Here is a 16,368-nt window from a genome sequence, read left to right as displayed (position 1 = left end):
TTCTTCTCTGTTCAATGTTGATTACTGGCCGTTCTTGACCTTGCTCCAGACCCGCGTGCGCACTCGCTCGGTGGCTTTGGGCAGCGGTTCGAGGGTGAATAGCGTGGCCATCGCCGTGGCGGGCGGATACACCGCCGGGTTGTCCCGGGTGGCTTCGGCGACCAGCGCGGTGGCGGCGCGATTTCCATTGGGGTAGGACAGATGATCGCTGACCGGCGCAATCACCTCGGGCCGCAGCAGGTAATCGATGAACGCCAGGCCCTGAGCCGGATGCGGCGCGTCCTTGAGCAGTACCAGCGTGTCGAACCACACCGGCGCGCCTTCCTTGGGCAGGCTGTAACGGATCTTCACGCCATTGCCGGCCTGTTCGGCGTTGGTCCTGGCTTCGAGCATTGCACCGGACCAGCCGACCGCCACGCAGATATTGCCGTTGGACAGATCGCTGATGAATTTCGAGGAGTTGAAGTAGGCGATGTGCGGGCGCAGTTTCAGTAGCAGGGCTTCGGCTTTCTGATAGTCCTCGGCGTTGGTGCTGTTGGGCGGCAGGCCAAGATAGTGCAGCGCGACCGGAAGCATTTCCGACGGCGAATCGAGCATCGCCACGCCGCATTCGCCGAGTCTGGCCAGGTTCTCTTCCTTGAACACCAGATCCCATGAATCCACCGGCGCCTTGTCGCCCAGCACGGCGCGCACCTTGTCGACGTTGTAGCCGATGCCGTTGGTGCCCCACAGATACGGCACGGCGTACTGGTTTCCGGGATCGTTGTTGGCCAGTTTGCTCAGCAGATCGTTATCGAGGTTCTTCCAGCCCGGCAGTTGATTGCGGGGTAGCGGGGCAAGGGCGCCGGCCTTGATCAGAGTCGGCAGACTGAAGTTGCTCGCCACCACCACGTCGTAGCCGCTGTGGCTGGTCATCAGTTTGCCTTCCAGCACTTCGGCGCTGTCGAAGGTGTCGTAGACCGGTTCGATGCCGCTGTCGCGCTTGAAATCTTGCAGGGTGCTCGGGCCGATATAGTCGTACCAGTTGTAGACATGCACGCTCGGCGGCTCTGCCGCTTGCGCGGTCAGTGCGACGGACACGACACCCGCCAGGCCCAGGTTGATATACCCGTGATGACAACGCATGATGCGGCACTCCTGGCCTGTGGCAGGCCGGTGATGAACAGGAGTGGTCAGCCTATCGGGCAGGCCGCCTGCCACCCATTCCCATCATGGGTTACTCAAAAGGGGTAGTGCGTGGACGCGTTGCTGCAGGAATTGCCGGTGCATCAGAGCCTGTCACGGGTGTTCGCCACGGTCGGTCAGGACGGCTTCTGGCGGGCGCTGGTCGATACGGTGCGGCTGCTGGTGCCGCTGGACAATGCGTTGGTGGCGTTGATGCAGGCGGGGCGGCCGCCGCTTTTGCTGATCGACTTCGACAGCCACGGCCGCGCCGACGAGCAGGAAGAACTGGCCGGTTACTGTGCCGGCATGTACCTGCTCGATCCGTTCTATCAGGCTGCCGTCGCCGGCATCGTTGACGGTTTGCACAGCCTGGCGTGCGTGGCGCCGGACCAGTTTCTGCACAGCGAGTACTACCAGAGCTATTTCCGTTCGGTGGTCGGGGCGGATGAACTGCAATTCATGGTCAATCTGGACGACGGCGTGCTCGGCTTGTCGCTGGGCAGGGCGACGGATTTCAGTCTGCAGGAACAGGGGCGCTTGCTCTGCGTGCGGGACTGGGTGTTGTCAGCGATGCGTCGGCACGTGCAATTGATGCCGCCGCAGGGCGCAGTCGCTGACACATCGGTCGGTGATCTGGCCGCACTGCTGGATCGTTTCGATGCGCGGCTGACCGCACGCGAAATCGACACCGCTCGCCTGATCCTCCAGGGCTTTTCCAGCAAGGCCATCGCCCAGCGAATGAACATTTCGCCGGAGACCGTGAAGGTGCATCGGCGCAACCTCTATCACAAGCTCAAGGTCACCGGGCATGGTGAATTGTTTGCACTGGTATTGCGTCCGCGCTGACCGGGATCAGCCGATCTGCCGGAACAGCAGCGCCTTCAGGCCGCTTTCAGGGTCGACATCCGGAAACTCCGGCGGGTTTTCCAGGCGCTGCACGAAACTCAGGCTCGGCGCCTCTCGCGTCACGCCATCAATCAGGAAGTCAGACCCGAACGAGGGGTCGTTCATACAGGCCAGCACCGTACCTTGGGCCGTGAGCAGTTCCGGCAGGCGGCGCAGCACGCGCTGGTAATCCTTGGTCAGCAGGAAGCTGCCTTTCTGGAACGACGGCGGGTCGATGATCACCAGATCGTACGGGCCGCTGTTGATCACCTTGCCCCAGGACTTGAACAGGTCGTGGCCGAGGAAACTCACCTTGCTCAGGTCATGCCCGTTCAGGCGGTGATTGTCGCGCCCCCGGCTCAGCGCCGCGCGGGACATGTCGAGGTTGACCACATGGCTGGCGCCGCCCTCGACGGCCGCCACCGAAAAACCGCAAGTGTAGGCGAACAGGTTCAGCACCCGTTTGCCGGCGGCCTGTTCGCGAACCCAGTTGCGCCCGTAACGCATGTCGAGAAACAGCCCGGCGTTTTGCTTGCGGCCCAGATCCACACGGTATTTCAGCCCGCCTTCGACGATGGTCATCTCGTCGATCTCTTCCCCCGACAGCCATTCAGCGGTGCTCTGCGGCAGATAACGGTGCTGGATCAGCAGGGTGTGAGCGCCGGACTGCTGCCATTGCTCTGAATGAGTGACCTCCAGCAACAGTTGCTTGAGGTCTTCCAGTTGCGAGGCCTCAGGCTCCTTGAACAGCGACACCAGCACCACGCCTTGCAGCCAGTCCACGGTGATTTGCTCCAGCCCCGGCCAGCAACGCCCACGGCCATGAAACAGGCGTCGGGTTTCGGTCGGTGCCGACGTCAGCGCGGTGAGCAGACGGGTGTGGAGAAAGGCGAGGGCTTGAGGGTTCATCAATCGGAATCGGCCGGCAAAAGGGCGGGCATTTTAACCACAAACAGGCCGTGACGAGGGCTCGCCGACCGACGTTATCGAAAAGACCTGTATCAAAAATGAATTTCTGTACAAGGCGTCGCTCATACCAGATAAGCAGCGGCTTCAATGCGCTGAAAACGTTCATGTTGTTCAGGGAGTGCCAGTTCATGTGTCCAGTTTCGTCGTCGAGCGCGCACCTTCCTGACGGGTTGATTCTGGTAGTGGAAGACGATCCGTTGATTCTGGAGTTTCTGTGCGAAATTCTTCAGGAGGAAGGTTTCAAGGTGCAGCCGCAGACCAGTGCCGATGCGGCGTCGCAATACCTGGAAGAGCACGCGCCGGAAGTTGCGCTGCTGCTGACCGACATCACCATGCCCGGCACCTTGAATGGCGCGGACCTGGCCAATCTGGTCGGCGAGCGCTGGCCGGACAAACCGATCATGGTCATGTCCGGTTATGAAACCCCGGAGACTTCCGGCGTCCGTCACCCGGTGGCGTTCATCAAAAAGCCCTGGGCCATCGGCCAGTTGCTCGACTGCGTGGACGGCGCGTTCAAATCCAAGGCGCCGCGTCTGCACTGAAACCTGCGGCAGATGCTACATTGCCGGGCACATTTGCCCGGCTTTGCCTGAGGATGCGATCCCTTGTCTGCTCACGATGCTGTTTTCAACCGCGCGTTCGGCGCGTTCCTGTTCGACATGGACGGCACCGTCCTCAACTCCATCGCCGCCGCCGAGCGGATCTGGGCGGCCTGGGCCGTGCGTCACGGCGTGGATGTCGAGACCTTCCTGCCGAGCATCCACGGCGTGCGCGCCATCGATACCATCACCCGGCTGAACCTGCCGGGCGTGGACGCCGAGGCGCAAGCGGCGTTCATCACCGAGGCGGAAATCGAAGACGTTGAAGGCATTGTCGAGATTGCGGGGGCGGCAGCGTTTCTCAAGTCTTTGCCTGCAAATCAGTGGGCCATGGTGACCTCGGCGCCACGGGATCTGGCGTTGCGGCGGATGGCCGCGGCGGGGATTCCGGAGCCGGCGGTGATGATCACGGCCGAAGACGTGACGGCGGGTAAACCCGACCCGGCTGGCTATACACTGGCCGCGAAACGTCTGGGACTGGAACCGGCCGATTGCCTGATTTTCGAAGACGCGGCTGTCGGTATTCAGGCCGCTGAGGCAGCCGGTGCGCCGTTGATGATCATCACGTCGACCCACCAGCATCCGATCGAGACTCCGCACGCGACCATTGCCAGCTACCGCGAGGTTGCGCTGAGCATCGACAGCGACGGCCAGTTGCGTCTGCAACCTCAGTAAACGCCCGGCAACAACCGCCAGCTGCGCGCGCAATAGGCGTCGTATTCGGCGCCGAACTGCGCGCGCAGCAGCGTTTCTTCCGAGTGAATACGGGCAATCAGCGGGATCAGCGTCAGCGCCGCCAGCAGGATTCCGACCACCGAACGAAATGCCAGGGCCCAGCCCAGCGCGTTGACGACCAATCCCAGATAGCTGGGGTTGCGCAGACGGCTATAAATGCCGTCAGTCACCAGGCGATGTCCCGGTTGAATCGCCACCAGACCGCTGAAGCGGCGGCCCAGCACAAACACCGGCCACAGCCGCAACGCGCCGCCGGCAATGAACAGCAAGGCCCCCAGCCATCGGATGCCTTCGCGACCGATGGTCCAGAATTCGATGCGATCGCAGTAAGCCGGCAGAAAGGCACTGACCAGACCGATCACGCCGAACGCCGGAATCACCCAGCGATTGGCCCGGTCTTCGCGTTCGCCCGAACTCAGGTTCACCTCGGTGAACAATGACGCCACCACCATCACCAGCGTCGCCAGGGCCACCACCACCAGTGCTCCGTGGGAAAAGAACACCGCCACGCCGCCGATGCCCCACATCGCCAGACCCAGATAGGCGAGGGTGGCGATTACCGCGACGACGGTCATTTGTGCTGACATTTTCATAGGCACCTCACGGCTGTTCCGTTCAGTGTAGATCCCGGCACGATCCCCGGCGTTTACCGTGAAGGGAGCAGGGTGAACTAAGCTCAAGCATGGAACGCTTCGACTTTAACCGTCCGCGCGCCAGGCCGTGCGTGGCGTCATCGGGAGCCCGCCATGCTGCACATCCGCACGCCGTTGATCCTCCATCCGACCCTGTCGACCAGCGCCCGGCGTATCTGGCTGAAACTGGAGAACCTGCAACCCAGCGGCTCCTTCAAGCTGCGGGGCATGGGGTTGTTGTGCAGTCAGGCGGCGGCGCAGGGCAAACGCAAAGTGGTCTGTCCGTCCGGCGGCAATGCCGGCCTCGCCACGGCAGTGGCGGCGGCCGGCCTGGGCCTGCAAGCCTGCATCGTGGTGCCGCACACCACCCCGGAAGCGACCCGCGCACGCATCCGCCGCACCGGTGCCGAAGTCATCGTTCATGGCAAGGTCTGGGACGAAGCCAATCAGCGGGCGCGGGAACTGGCCAGTTCGGCTGACACCGAATACGTCCCGGCCTTCGACCACCCGGTGTTGTGGCAAGGGCACAGCACGATGATCGATGAAATTCTCGAAGACTGCCCACAGGTCGACACTGTGGTCACCTCGGTCGGGGGCGGGGGATTGCTCGCAGGGCTACTCACGGGGCTGCTTCGTCATGAACGACGCGACTGCCGGATCATCGCCTGCGAAACCCGTGGCGCCGCCTCGTTTGCCGCCGCCGTCGAGGCCGGGCATCCGGTGCGCCTGAGCAAGATCGACACGGTTGCCACCTCTCTGGGCGCTGCGCAAGTGGCGCAATGGCCCGTGCAACACATTGGCGAGTTCGATCACCAATGCCTGGTGCTGTCCGATGACGACGCGATCATGGGGGTAGTGCGTTATGCCAGTGACTTGCGGCAACTGGTGGAGCCGGCGTGTGGGGTCTCGCTGGCGGTGGCTTATCTGGATCATCTGGCGTTGGCGGGGGCTCGGGATGTGGTGATTGTGGTGTGCGGCGGGGTGAGTATCAGTGCGCAGTTGGTGGCGGGGTGGGCGCGGTTGGGAGCTTGATTCAGTGCTGGCGGTGAACTTCAAAAGCCCCTCACCCCAGCTTTCTGCTGGCGGGCCGCTACACTCTTCTCGACCACGAACGGGCCCTGCAACGGTTGATGGATTCGGCGCGGGCGCAAGACGGCGAGATCGTCGTCGGCGGCCCTTACAGCTCGGGGATCCTCGCCGGTGGCGCGCACTTCGAATACCGGAAAGCCAGCCCGGACATCATCGCGAAGGTCGAGCAGATCAAGCGCATCGCGGCGGCCCATGGTGTAACCATTACCTATCGACGAGGTGAAAGCATGAAGATCGATCTGAGCGGGAAACTGGCGATTGTCAGCGGCAGCACGGCGGGTATCGGTTTGGGCATCAGCCAGTCGCTGGCCGAGGCGGGCGCCACGGTAGTGGTGATCGGCCGAGACTCGGCCAAGGTCGACCAGGCGCTGGCGAGCATCCGGGATAAAGTGCCGGGCGCGCAACTGCGTGGTCTGACGGCGGATCTGGGCACGGCTGAAGGCGCGCAGAAACTGTTCGCCGCCGAACCGAAAGCCGACATCCTGGTGAACAACCTCGGGATCTACGATGCCGTGGATTTCTTCGACGCGCCGGACGATGAGTGGACGCGCTTCTATGAAATCAACGTGATCTCCGGCGTGCGCCTGTCGCGGCATTACGTGCCGGCGATGGTCGAGCAGGGCTGGGGCCGGGTGATTTTCCTGTCCTCGGAGTCCGGCGTGGCGACGCCGGCAGACATGATCAACTACGGCGTGACCAAAAGCGCCAACCTGGCGGTGTCCCACGGCCTGGCCAAACGGTTGGCCGGCACGGGCGTCACGGTCAATGCAATCCTGCCGGGTCCGACCTTCACCGACGGCGTCGAAAAGATGCTCAAGGACGCCGCTGCCGAATCCGGTCGCAGCCTGCGGGACGAGGCCGATGCGTTTGTGCGCCGGGCACGTCCGAGCTCGATCATCCAGCGCGTGGCCGATGTCGAAGAGGTCGCGCACCTGGTCACCTACATCGCTTCACCACTGTCTTCGGCCACCACTGGCGCCGCACTGCGCGTCGACGGCGGCGTGGTCGACAGCCTGGCAATCTGAATTTTTGAGAGAGACATTTATTTATGGCAACAACATCGGTGAGTGTCAGCGATGAGGAAGTGGTGGCGCTGTTCAGCGGCATCTATCAGGGTGGGCTTGAGGCGCTGCGCGCCAATGACCCCGCCTGATCATTCAACATGAAAACCTGTGGGAACTGGCTTGCCAGCGATGGCGGTGGGTCAGTTACCTTTAAATGGCGTCTGTCCGGTTGCTATCGCTGGCAAGCCAGCTCCCACAGGGACCGCATCAATCTGGAATAACCATGTCAGGTCTGTGAAATCAGGCTCTGCCGGCAATCGAGCACCAGTTTCGCGCCGCCCAGATCGCTGCGACCCACTTCCAGATTGAAGCCGTGCAGGCTGACAATCGCCGCGACAATCGACAACCCGAGTCCGAAGCCGCTTTGCGGTTGTCCGCCCTCTGCGCGATAGAAACGCTGGAACACCGCTTCCCGTTCCGATTCGGGAATGCCCGGCCCGGAATCATGCACTTCGATCCGCGTATGCCCCGCATCATTCACACCCCGTAAAATCACCGTGCCTCCGGGCGGGGTGAACTTGATCGAGTTGCTCAGCAGGTTGGCCAGGGCTTCAAACAACAGCGCCCGGTCGCCATTGAGCATCGGCAAGGTTGGCGGCATGTGCAATTCGAAGCGCAGTTGGTCTTCCTCGGCCAGTGGCAGGTAGAACTCGTGCAGTTCCTGCAGCAGACGCACCGGGTCCAGTTCGATGAAGCCCGAACGCCGCTGGCGGTCTTCCAGTTCGGAAATCCTCAGCAAACCCCGAAACCGCGCCATCAGCGTATCGGCTTCGGCCAGCACCAGGTCGAGCTGCGCAGCTTCAGGCGATCCTTCACCGGCCTGCTGCTGCATGCGATACAGCTGCGCCCGCAGACGGGTCAACGGCGTGCGCAGATCGTGGGCAATGTTGTCGCACACGCCTTTGACTTCGTTCATCAGACGCTCGATGCGATCGAGCATGGCATTGACGATGGCGGCGAGCATGTCCAGCTCGTCACGGCGATTGGACACCGGCAAGCGGTGGGTCAGGTCACCGGCGACGATCGACTGGGCACTGGCCTGAATCGCGCGGATGCGCCGCAACGGCCGCCGGCGCAACAAATGCCAGCCGATGACCCCCGGTACGATCGTCAGTGACACACCCCAAAGCAGTGCGCGCAGGATGATCCGGGTCACGGCGAACAGCGAGCCGTTGTCGCGCACCAGCACCAGCCAGCGACCGTCGCGGGTCGGGGTGGCGACCGCATCGCAACTGTCGGCGGGCAGGGTCGGGTCGTCGGATTCGGAGCAGTCGCGCAGTTCGTGGATCTTGCCGTCCAGCGGCAGGCCCGCGGGCATCTGCTGCAAGGCTCCGCCAAGGTAGGTGTGGTCGGCGGCGAACAGGCCGTAGGCATCGATGCCGCGAATGTCGAAGGTCATGCTGGCGGCGAGCGCGTCTTCCAGTTGGTCGCCGCGAAAATGCGAGAAAAGATGCTGACGCTGCATCAGCGAATGCTTGGCCAGGTTGTCGAGGTAACCGGAGACCTCGAAATACATGACCCCCATGAGGATCCCGCTCCAGGCCACGAACAATGAACTGTAAAGCGCCAGCAACCGGCTGCTGGATGAACGCCAACCGTCAGACGGGTTCGGCAATGACATAACCCGAGCCTCGCACCGTGCGGATCAGCGGGACATTGCCCGGCGGGTCGATCTTCTTGCGCAGACGACCGATGTGCACGTCGATCAGGTTGGTGCCCGGGTCGAAGTGATAACCCCAGACTTCCTCGAAAATCATCATCCGCGACAGGATCTGGCCGCTGTTGCGCATCAGGAATTCCAGCAGTTTGTACTCGGTGGGCAGCAGCGTCAGCACCTGGTCGGCGCGACTGGCTTCGTGGCTGATCAGGTCCAGTTCAAGGTCCGCCACACGCAGCGTGGTGGGCTGGGTACCGCCGTTGTTCTGCCGACGCAGCAAGACTTCCACCCGGGCAGCCATCTCGTCGGTGGCGAAAGGTTTGGTCAGGTAATCGTCGCCACCTGCGCGCAGGCCGCGTACGCGTTCGTCGACGTCGGACAGGGCGCTGATCATCAGGATCGGCGTGGACACCCCCATGGTGCGCAACGTAGTAACGATGGCCAGGCCATCGAGTTCGGGCAGCATGCGGTCAAGGGTAATCAAGTCGTAATGGCCGCTGACGGCGCGGTCGAGGCCTTCGCGGCCATTGTCGACCCAGTCCACTTCAAGGCCGTGGCTGCTCAGTTCGGCGACGATTTCCCGGGCGGTCACGGCGTCGTCTTCGATGGTCAGGATACGAGTCATGGTGGGCCTGCTGATCGGTTCAAACGGAATGGCAGCATTTTGCCAAGATTTTGCAATAACGCTTTAAATTAACTTTCATGTTTTAGCCGATACAAACGCTCCGGGCCGGTTTTTTGTGCCAATGCATAAAACCCGTTGCAAAAGCGCTGTTGTTGCAATTTGCACGGCCCGGGGAAGTTCATTCTTTTTAACTCACTGAAATCATTGAATTTATTTGTTGGTGACGACTGGCACGGTCACTGCAATTCGTCTCGTGACGAGTTGTTACACCATTTTTCATGCCGGGAGCGGAACAACAATGAATAGATCCTCTGATGGGTTTTATCCTGCCTTCGAAGGCGAGTCGAGCAACGTCTCGGGAGTGTCCTGGGGCGCGATCTTCGCCGGTGCCGCAGCCGCTGCGGCGCTGTCGATGATTTTGGTACTGCTCGGTTTCGGGCTGGGTTTCTCCGCTGTTTCACCATGGGCCGGGGAGGGCGTCAGTGCCAAGGGCCTGGGCATTTCAACGATCATCTGGCTGGCCGCCACGCAGATCATCGCTTCCGGACTCGGTGGCTACATCGCCGGTCGCCTGCGGGTGAAGTGGGCGAACATGCACGGTGACGAGGTGTATTTCCGCGACACGGCCCATGGCTTCCTTGCCTGGTGCGTGGCCACGCTGGTGACTGCAACGCTGGTGGTCGGCTCGGTCAGCAGCCTCGTCAGCGGTGGCGTGCAGGCCGGTGCGAGTGTCGCCGGGGGCGCCGCCGGCGCCATGACCCAGGCCGCCGGCACCGCTGCCGCCAATACCGACAGCGATCAGTACGGCTACTTCGTCGACAGCCTGTTCCGTGATGACCGGCCTGCCGCCGTCAGCGATGATGCCGCTCGCGGCACCGTGACCCGGATCTTTGCCCAGAGCCTGGCCAACGGTCAGCTCAGCCCTGAAGATCGCAGCTACCTGGCGCAACTGGTGGCGCAACGGACCAACCTGACCCAGGCCGATGCCGAACGTCGCGTCGATGAGATCTACGCCCGTACGCAAAAGGCCCTTGCCGACGCCAAAGTGAAAGCGCAACAAGCCGCCGACACCGCCGCCAAAGTCGCTGCGTGGACCTCGTTGTGGATGTTCATCGCGCTGCTGGCCGGCGCGTTCTTCGCCAGCCTGTCGGCCACCTTCGGCGGTCGCCGCCGGGATGCCGTCGAGTACATCGAAGTCGAAACCTATACCACGACCACTGTCCCTCCAGTCCGTTAATCAAGGAGCATCACCATGCGCTCATTACTGCTGTTTTTCCTCGGCGTACCCATCCCGATCATCATCCTGATCGCTCTGTTCGTGCACTGATCCCTCTGAGGCTGGTGCCTCGGCCGCTTTCACCTTCGGGTGCAAGCGGCTTTTTGCTTTGCGGTCGACGACCCTTCACAGAACCGTACAGTCATTTCCATGGCCTGGATCAATATTCTTCAGTGCGATATCCCCTACCGTGAAATTTCCCGGCCCTTGCCGCTGGATCGACTACATTGCTTGCGCGCCCTTTGCTGCGCGAGCGGAACCCACCCGCCGGCCCGATAGAGAGACAATCGCCACGTGCCGGTGAGGTCGTAGTGCAGCAAGGAGCTGTTTCAACTTCACCTGAACCTTTTCACGGATGATCATCGCAATGCACTGCCCAGAAAGAACGTTCGATATCCAGCCTTTGACGCAGGCGGATATGACTGTCCACATCAACGGCCAGCCGGTCACTGCCGCCATCGGCGAAACCGTGCTCAGCGTCATTCAATCTCTCGGCGTGCGCCAGGTCGCACGCAACGATCACAACCAGGTCAGCGGTGCCTATTGCGGCATGGGCGTGTGCCAGTGCTGTCTGGTGAAGATCAACGGCCGGCACAAACGTCGCGCCTGCCAGACCGTCGTGCGCGAAGGCATGCAGGTCGAAACCCGGGTCAACCGCATTCACGGGCAGGAGGCACCATGAGTCAGCATCCGGTCATCGTCGGCGGTGGGCCGGCAGCCATGGCGGCGGCCATTGAACTGGCGCGCCACGGTGTGCGCAGCACATTGCTTGAAGAGGCGTCGCGCCTTGGCGGCGTGGTTTATCGCGGGCCGCTGCGTGACGGCGTGCAGCTGGATTATCTGGGGCCGCGTTACTCCGAAGCGCTGAGCAAACTGCACGGCGACTTTCAGGAACAGGCGGGGCTGATTGACGTGCGTCTGCATCACCGGGTGGTGGGCGCTGAAGGCACCCGTTCGCTGGTGGTGCTCGATGGCGATGAGCGCCTGCACGAAATCAGTTATCCGCAACTGGTGCTGGCCGCCGGTTGCCACGAGCGCAGCGTGCCGTTTCCCGGCTGGACGTTGCCCGGCGTGATCATGCTCGGTGGCCTGCAATTGCAGATCAAAAGCGGGGTGGTCAAGCCGCAGGGGCCGGTGGTCATCGCCGGCACCGGCCCGCTGCTGCCGCTGGTGGCGACCCAACTGCACGCATCGGGCGTGAGCGTGGTCGGTGTGTATGAGGCCTGCGCATTCGGCAAGATTGCCAAGGAAAGCCTCGCGTTGCTGAACAAGCCGCAACTGTTCCTCGACGGCTTGAGCATGCTGGCTTACCTGAAGTTGCATGGCATCCCGATGCACTACGGCTGGGGCGTGGTCGAGGCACACGGCGAAGACGAACTGAAAAGCGTCAGCGTGGCGCCGTACTCGGCGACATGGGAGCCGGACATGAGCCGCGTCGAACGCTTCGAAGCGAAAACACTGGCGGTGGGCTACGGCTTTATTCCGCGAACCCAGTTGAGCCAGCAAATGGGCCTGGATCACGGCTTCAGCGACGACGGCTATCTGCGCGCCAACGCCAACATCTGGCAGCAGAGCAGCGAACCTCATGTGCATCTGGCCGGCGACATGGGCGGGATTCGCGGCGGTGAAGCGGCGATGCTGGCCGGCAAGATCGCCGCCACTTCGATCCTGCTGCAACGCGGCGTGCTTGAAGAAGAACTGGCGCGCGTGCGTCGCGACCGTTACCTGAGCAAGCTCAAGGCCATCGTGCGTTTCCGTGCGGCGGTGGATCGCTACACCGAACGCGGCGTGGGGCAGATTGCATTGCCGGCGGCCGACACGGTGATCTGTCGCTGCGAACATGCGACCCGCGCCGACATTGATCGCGCACTGGAGCAGGGCGTGCAGGACATCGCCAGCCTGAAAATGCGTACCCGCGTGAGCATGGGCGACTGTCAGGGGCGGATGTGTGTCGGCTATTGCAGTGACCGCTTGCGTCAGGCCACCGGGCGCAAGGATGTCGGCTGGTTGCGGCCGCGTTTCCCGATCGATCCGATTCCCTTTTCCGCGTTCCAGTCCCTCGGCACGGAGGCCGTTTCCCATGAGTAAGTTCTATGACGTGGTCATCGCCGGCGGCGGTGTGATCGGCGCGTCCATCGCCTATCAGTTGTCCAAGCGCAAACACCTCAAGATCGCGATGATCGACGCCAAACGCCCGGGTAACGCCACCCGTGCCTCGGCCGGTGGCCTGTGGGCGATCGGCGAGTCCGTCGGCCTGGGCTGCGGGGTGATTTTCTTCCGTATGATGTCGGCCAACCGCAAGCGTCAAACCCAGGGCGCGGCGGTGGCGGTGGACTCCAGCACGCCGCACATCCTGCCGCCGTCATTCTTCGACTTCGCCTTGCAGTCCAACGCGCTCTACCCGGCGCTGCACCGTGAACTGAAAGACAACCACGGGATGGACTTCAAGTTCGAAAGGACCGGGCTCAAATTCGTCATTTATGACGACGAAGACCGGTTGTACGCCGAACACATCGTCGGCTGCATTCCGCACCTGGCCGATCAGGTGCGCTGGCTCGATCAGGCGGCGTTGCGCGAGTCGGAGCCGAGCGTCAGCCATGAGGCACGCGGCGCACTGGAGTTCCTCTGCGATCACCAGGTCAGCCCGTTCCGCCTCGCCGACGCCTACGCCGAAGGCGCCCGGCAAAATGGCGTGGACATGTACGTCAACACCAACATCACCGGCGTGCTGCACCACGGCTCGCGAGTGACCGGTGTGCAGACCACCGAGGCCGGGGTGTTCCACTGCAAGACCCTGATCAACGCCGCCGGGGCATGGGCGGCGGACTTGAGTGAGTGGGCCACCGGCGTGCGCATTCCGGTGAAACCGGTGAAAGGGCAGATCCTGCTTACCGAGCGCCTGCCGAAAATCCTCAACGGGTGCCTGACCACCAGCGATTGCTACATGGCGCAAAAGGACAACGGTGAGATCCTGATCGGCAGCACCACCGAGGACAAAGGTTTCGACGTCACCACCACCTGGCCGGAAATCGCCGGGCTGGTGCAGGGCGCGGTGCGTTGCCTGCCGGAGCTGGCGGACATCAACCTCAAGCGCACCTGGGCCGGGCTGCGGCCGGGTTCGCCGGATGAGTTGCCGATTCTCGGGCCGATGGCCGGAGTGGAGGGTTACCTCAACGCCTGCGGGCACTTTCGCACCGGGGTGCTGACATCGGCGATCACCGGGGTGTTGCTGGACAAACTGGTCAACGATGAACCGCTGCCGCTGGACATCACGCCGTTTCTGGCGGACCGGTTTGCGGTGGCGCCCGCGAAGGAGGAGAGGGCGCTGGAGATGGTCTGATCAGAACCTTCCCGCGCAATGTGCGGGAAGGACTGATGGCCGGGCTCAGGACTTGCCCGACTGTTCTTCCAGTTGATCCGACTCGAACAATCTGGCCAGTTCCGCCCGCGCTTCCTGAGCGGTCTGCAGGACTTTGGCTGCGTCGTCGTACACCGCGTGTTGAGCTTCGAGCACCTGTTCGTCGTGGTGCTTGAAGCGCTTGATCCGCGCATCGGCCTGGGCCTGGGTCAAGCCGAGGCCCACCAGGGTGCGACGACTCATTTCCAGACTGGAGTAATAGGTCTCCCGGATCGGATCGGCGCCGACATCCACCAGACGATGAACGTGCTGCCGGTTACGCGCCCGGGCGATGATTTTCATGTGCGGATAGAGCTTGCGCACGATCTCCGCGGTCTTGATGTTGGTCTCCGGATCGTCCGTGGCAATCACGAAATATTCGGCTTCGCCGACCTTGGCCGCGCTGAGGATTTCCGGGCGCATCGGGTCGCCGTAGAACACCGGCACGCCGCCAAAGCTGCGTGACAGTTCGATGGTTTCCACCGAGGTGTCCAGCGCCACGAACTTGATGTTCTGCGCCCGCAGGATCCGCGCCACGATCTGGCCCATCCGGCCCATGCCGGCGATCACCACGCGTGGGGTTTCGGTGTCGATCTGGCGGAACTTCTCCGGCACTTCCACCGGCTGCACCTTCGGGCTGACCAGTCGTGCGCAGATCAACAGCAGCAACGGCGTCACCGCCATCGACAGAGTGATGGTCAACACCAGCAAGTCATACAGGCGTGGTTCGAAAAGCCCTTGATCACGACCGATCTTGAATACCACGAAGGCAAATTCACCGCCCGCCGCCAGCACAATGCCGAGGCGAATCGCGCTGATCTTGTTCAACCCGCCGGCCAGACGCCCGACCACAAACAACAACGGCAGCTTCAAGGCAATCAGCAGCAGCGTCAGCGCCAGCACCGTGACGGGCGCGCTGAGCAGCAGGCCGAGGTTGGCGCCCATGCCGACGCTGATGAAAAACAGTCCGAGCAGCAGACCCTTGAACGGTTCGATCTGCGCTTCCAGTTCATGACGATATTCCGAGTCCGCCAGCAGCAGCCCGGCGAGAAACGCCCCCAGTGCCATCGACACGCCGACCATGTCCATCATCCACGCGGTGCCGATCACCACCAGCAATGCGGTGGCGGTGGAGACTTCCGGCAGACCGGTTTTCGCGACGATGCGAAACACCGGACGCAGCAGATAACGTCCGCCGATCACCACCACAGCGATGCTGCCCAGGACTTGCAAGCTGTGGCGCACGTCGTCGGCCGTGCTGGTGTGGTGCTCGACACCCGCCAGCATCGGTACCAGAGCAATCAACGGGATCGCGGCGATGTCCTGAAACAGCAGAATGGCGAAGGCCAGGCGCCCGTGGGGGCTGGTCAGCTCCTTGCGTTCCGCCAGACTCTGCAGGCCGAACGCGGTGGACGACAGGGCGAGGCCGAGGCCGAGCACAATCGCGCTGTTCAGCGGCTGGCCGAACACCGACAGCGCCAGAACGCCAATCACCGATCCGGTCAACAACACCTGCGCCAGACCGACGCCGAACACCGATTTGCGCATCACCCACAAGCGTCGCGGCGACAGCTCCAGACCGATGATGAACAACAACAGCACCACGCCCAGCTCCGAGATGTGGCTGACGCTTTGCGGATTGCCGATCAGGCCCAGCACCGACGGGCCGATGATCACGCCGGCAAACAGATAGCCGAGCACCGCGCCCAATTGCAGGCGTTTGGCCAACGGCACGGTGAGTACGGCGGCGAACAGAAAGACGACAGCGGCTTGTAACAGATTGCCTTCATGGGGCATGACACAACTCCAGAACACGGTACGGCGGGAGGGCAAGGATAAAGGCTCGTTCCATGGCACACCACCTGCCGGTGCCGGGCGATCCGTTTCGGGGGATGCCTGCTGTTGTCTCCAGACATTCTGGCGATGTTGTTCACGCTTGCGTTCCACTTCGAACCGCTCGGATATGATCCGGTCAAGTAAAGTTCTACTTTGGTCTTAGACGATTGCGAGATTTTTTATAGAGTGACTGCTCGAATTCAGAGAGTTGCGAGAGCGCTTCACCTGAATATTTAACTTGTATGACGGGTGCCATGTTGTGAGGAAGTTGACTCAAGTCACGGTTATCGCTCAATAAACTCGCGGACTGACTCGATAAAGTGTGAACTTTTTCACGGTTCGTAAAGCCGTTCGAGGTGAGTGCGTGGACTAGGTAGTTCATACGGGAAATTTTATTTATGAAACTTTCTTAACAATGATTGACAACGCAATTCTTCCGA

15 protein-coding genes and 2 pseudogenes are annotated in these 16,368 nt (G+C 62.1%); 11 read left to right on the top strand and 6 right to left on the bottom strand.

Annotated features, from left to right (window positions below; genetic code table 11):
- Positions 1 to 21: 21 nt before the first annotated feature.
- A complete protein-coding gene (locus NWV16_RS17135) occupies positions 22 to 1,125 on the bottom strand; it encodes a polyamine ABC transporter substrate-binding protein (protein WP_260520017.1) in 1,104 nt (367 codons plus the stop codon).
- Between the two features lie 111 nt (positions 1,126 to 1,236).
- Between NWV16_RS17135 and NWV16_RS17130 the strand changes: the two genes are divergently transcribed.
- The gene (locus NWV16_RS17130) at positions 1,237 to 2,010 is read left to right on the top strand and encodes a helix-turn-helix transcriptional regulator (protein WP_260520016.1); all 774 of its coding nucleotides are present in this window, start codon (positions 1,237 to 1,239) and stop codon (positions 2,008 to 2,010) included.
- A 6-nt stretch (positions 2,011 to 2,016) separates the two neighbouring features.
- Here the strand turns inward: NWV16_RS17130 and NWV16_RS17125 are convergent, their stop codons facing one another.
- A complete protein-coding gene (locus tag NWV16_RS17125; RefSeq protein WP_260520015.1) occupies positions 2,017 to 2,958 on the bottom strand; it encodes a class I SAM-dependent methyltransferase in 942 nt (313 codons plus the stop codon).
- 188 nt (positions 2,959 to 3,146) lie between these two features.
- Here NWV16_RS17125 and NWV16_RS17120 point away from each other — a divergent pair, with 188 nt between their 5' ends.
- Together NWV16_RS17120 and NWV16_RS17115 are read left to right on the top strand one after the other, a co-directional pair.
- Positions 3,147 to 3,560: a response regulator gene (locus NWV16_RS17120; RefSeq protein WP_260520014.1), complete on the top strand. Its 414-nt coding sequence runs from the start codon at positions 3,147 to 3,149 to the stop codon at positions 3,558 to 3,560.
- Between the two features lie 63 nt (positions 3,561 to 3,623).
- Complete coding sequence (locus NWV16_RS17115) at positions 3,624 to 4,292, top strand: HAD-IA family hydrolase (RefSeq protein WP_260520013.1); 669 nt, start codon at positions 3,624 to 3,626, stop codon at positions 4,290 to 4,292.
- Here the strand turns inward: NWV16_RS17115 and NWV16_RS17110 are convergent.
- On the bottom strand, positions 4,286 to 4,945 hold the full coding sequence (locus NWV16_RS17110; RefSeq protein ID WP_260520012.1) for an isoprenylcysteine carboxylmethyltransferase family protein: 660 nt from the start codon (positions 4,943 to 4,945) through the stop codon (positions 4,286 to 4,288). The two genes, NWV16_RS17115 and NWV16_RS17110, sit on opposite strands and share 7 nt — an antisense overlap.
- A gap of 153 nt (positions 4,946 to 5,098) precedes the next feature.
- Here NWV16_RS17110 and NWV16_RS17105 point away from each other — a divergent pair, with 153 nt between their 5' ends.
- The 4 genes and pseudogenes from NWV16_RS17105 to NWV16_RS17090 form a co-directional block, all read left to right on the top strand.
- A complete protein-coding gene (locus NWV16_RS17105) occupies positions 5,099 to 6,016 on the top strand; it encodes a pyridoxal-phosphate dependent enzyme (RefSeq protein WP_260520011.1) in 918 nt (305 codons plus the stop codon).
- Positions 6,017 to 6,051: 35 nt separating this feature from the next.
- Positions 6,052 to 6,279, top strand: a pseudogene (locus NWV16_RS17100) (aldo/keto reductase); the annotation flags it as partial.
- A gap of 21 nt (positions 6,280 to 6,300) precedes the next feature.
- A complete protein-coding gene (locus NWV16_RS17095) occupies positions 6,301 to 7,098 on the top strand; it encodes an SDR family NAD(P)-dependent oxidoreductase (protein ID WP_260523548.1) in 798 nt (265 codons plus the stop codon).
- Between the two features lie 38 nt (positions 7,099 to 7,136).
- Positions 7,137 to 7,226 (top strand): annotated as a pseudogene (locus NWV16_RS17090) (SRPBCC family protein); the annotation flags it as partial.
- A gap of 137 nt (positions 7,227 to 7,363) precedes the next feature.
- On the opposite strand, the gene NWV16_RS17085 reads toward NWV16_RS17090, so the two are convergent.
- Both NWV16_RS17085 and NWV16_RS17080 read right to left on the bottom strand, forming a co-directional pair.
- The gene (locus NWV16_RS17085) at positions 7,364 to 8,758 is read right to left on the bottom strand and encodes a HAMP domain-containing sensor histidine kinase (RefSeq protein WP_260520010.1); all 1,395 of its coding nucleotides are present in this window, start codon (positions 8,756 to 8,758) and stop codon (positions 7,364 to 7,366) included.
- Positions 8,736 to 9,419, bottom strand: coding sequence for a response regulator transcription factor (locus NWV16_RS17080; RefSeq protein WP_065258407.1), 684 nt, complete (start codon positions 9,417 to 9,419; stop codon positions 8,736 to 8,738). The genes NWV16_RS17085 and NWV16_RS17080 overlap by 23 nt, the downstream gene beginning before the upstream one ends.
- 298 nt (positions 9,420 to 9,717) lie before the next feature.
- On the opposite strand from NWV16_RS17080, the gene NWV16_RS17075 reads away from it, so the two are divergent.
- From NWV16_RS17075 to hcnC, 4 genes are all read left to right on the top strand, one after another.
- Positions 9,718 to 10,656: a hypothetical protein gene (locus NWV16_RS17075; RefSeq protein WP_065258408.1), complete on the top strand. Its 939-nt coding sequence runs from the start codon at positions 9,718 to 9,720 to the stop codon at positions 10,654 to 10,656.
- Positions 10,657 to 11,062: 406 nt separating this feature from the next.
- Positions 11,063 to 11,377, top strand: coding sequence for a (2Fe-2S)-binding protein (locus NWV16_RS17070; protein ID WP_065258439.1), 315 nt, complete (start codon positions 11,063 to 11,065; stop codon positions 11,375 to 11,377).
- Positions 11,374 to 12,783, top strand: a complete 1,410-nt coding sequence (gene hcnB / locus NWV16_RS17065; RefSeq protein ID WP_260520009.1) for a cyanide-forming glycine dehydrogenase subunit HcnB — start codon at positions 11,374 to 11,376, stop codon at positions 12,781 to 12,783. Before NWV16_RS17070 ends, hcnB begins: the two co-directional genes overlap by 4 nt.
- Positions 12,776 to 14,035 (top strand): cyanide-forming glycine dehydrogenase subunit HcnC, encoded by a 1,260-nt coding sequence (gene hcnC, locus NWV16_RS17060; protein WP_260520008.1) that lies wholly within the window; start codon positions 12,776 to 12,778, stop codon positions 14,033 to 14,035. The genes hcnB and hcnC overlap by 8 nt, the downstream gene beginning before the upstream one ends.
- Before the next feature lie 45 nt (positions 14,036 to 14,080).
- Here the strand turns inward: hcnC and NWV16_RS17055 are convergent, their stop codons facing one another.
- Positions 14,081 to 15,889 (bottom strand): monovalent cation:proton antiporter-2 (CPA2) family protein, encoded by a 1,809-nt coding sequence (locus NWV16_RS17055; protein ID WP_260520007.1) that lies wholly within the window; start codon positions 15,887 to 15,889, stop codon positions 14,081 to 14,083.
- Positions 15,890 to 16,368 lie beyond the last annotated feature (479 nt).

This window comes from Pseudomonas sp. BW7P1 (assembly GCF_024981055.1).
GTDB lineage: Bacteria > Pseudomonadota > Gammaproteobacteria > Pseudomonadales > Pseudomonadaceae > Aquipseudomonas > Aquipseudomonas bananamidigenes.
This window is presented reverse-complemented; position numbering and strand designations above follow the sequence as displayed.

Excerpts from the sequence above, each read along its gene's own strand:
- NWV16_RS17135 (WP_260520017.1), bottom strand. The coding sequence starts at position 1,125 with ATGCGTTGTCATCACGGGTATATCAACCTGGGCCTGGCGGGTGTCGTG.
- NWV16_RS17125 (WP_260520015.1), bottom strand. The coding sequence starts at position 2,958 with ATGAACCCTCAAGCCCTCGCCTTTCTCCACACCCGTCTGCTCACCGCG.
- NWV16_RS17120 (WP_260520014.1), top strand. The coding sequence starts at position 3,147 with ATGTGTCCAGTTTCGTCGTCGAGCGCGCACCTTCCTGACGGGTTGATT.
- NWV16_RS17110 (WP_260520012.1), bottom strand. The coding sequence starts at position 4,945 with ATGAAAATGTCAGCACAAATGACCGTCGTCGCGGTAATCGCCACCCTC.
- NWV16_RS17105 (WP_260520011.1), top strand. The coding sequence starts at position 5,099 with ATGCTGCACATCCGCACGCCGTTGATCCTCCATCCGACCCTGTCGACC.
- NWV16_RS17095 (WP_260523548.1), top strand. The coding sequence starts at position 6,301 with ATGAAGATCGATCTGAGCGGGAAACTGGCGATTGTCAGCGGCAGCACG.
- NWV16_RS17085 (WP_260520010.1), bottom strand. The coding sequence starts at position 8,758 with ATGTCATTGCCGAACCCGTCTGACGGTTGGCGTTCATCCAGCAGCCGG.
- NWV16_RS17080 (WP_065258407.1), bottom strand. The coding sequence starts at position 9,419 with ATGACTCGTATCCTGACCATCGAAGACGACGCCGTGACCGCCCGGGAA.
- NWV16_RS17075 (WP_065258408.1), top strand. The coding sequence starts at position 9,718 with ATGAATAGATCCTCTGATGGGTTTTATCCTGCCTTCGAAGGCGAGTCG.
- NWV16_RS17070 (WP_065258439.1), top strand. The coding sequence starts at position 11,063 with ATGCACTGCCCAGAAAGAACGTTCGATATCCAGCCTTTGACGCAGGCG.
- hcnB (WP_260520009.1), top strand. The coding sequence starts at position 11,374 with ATGAGTCAGCATCCGGTCATCGTCGGCGGTGGGCCGGCAGCCATGGCG.
- hcnC (WP_260520008.1), top strand. The coding sequence starts at position 12,776 with ATGAGTAAGTTCTATGACGTGGTCATCGCCGGCGGCGGTGTGATCGGC.
- NWV16_RS17055 (WP_260520007.1), bottom strand. The coding sequence starts at position 15,889 with ATGCCCCATGAAGGCAATCTGTTACAAGCCGCTGTCGTCTTTCTGTTC.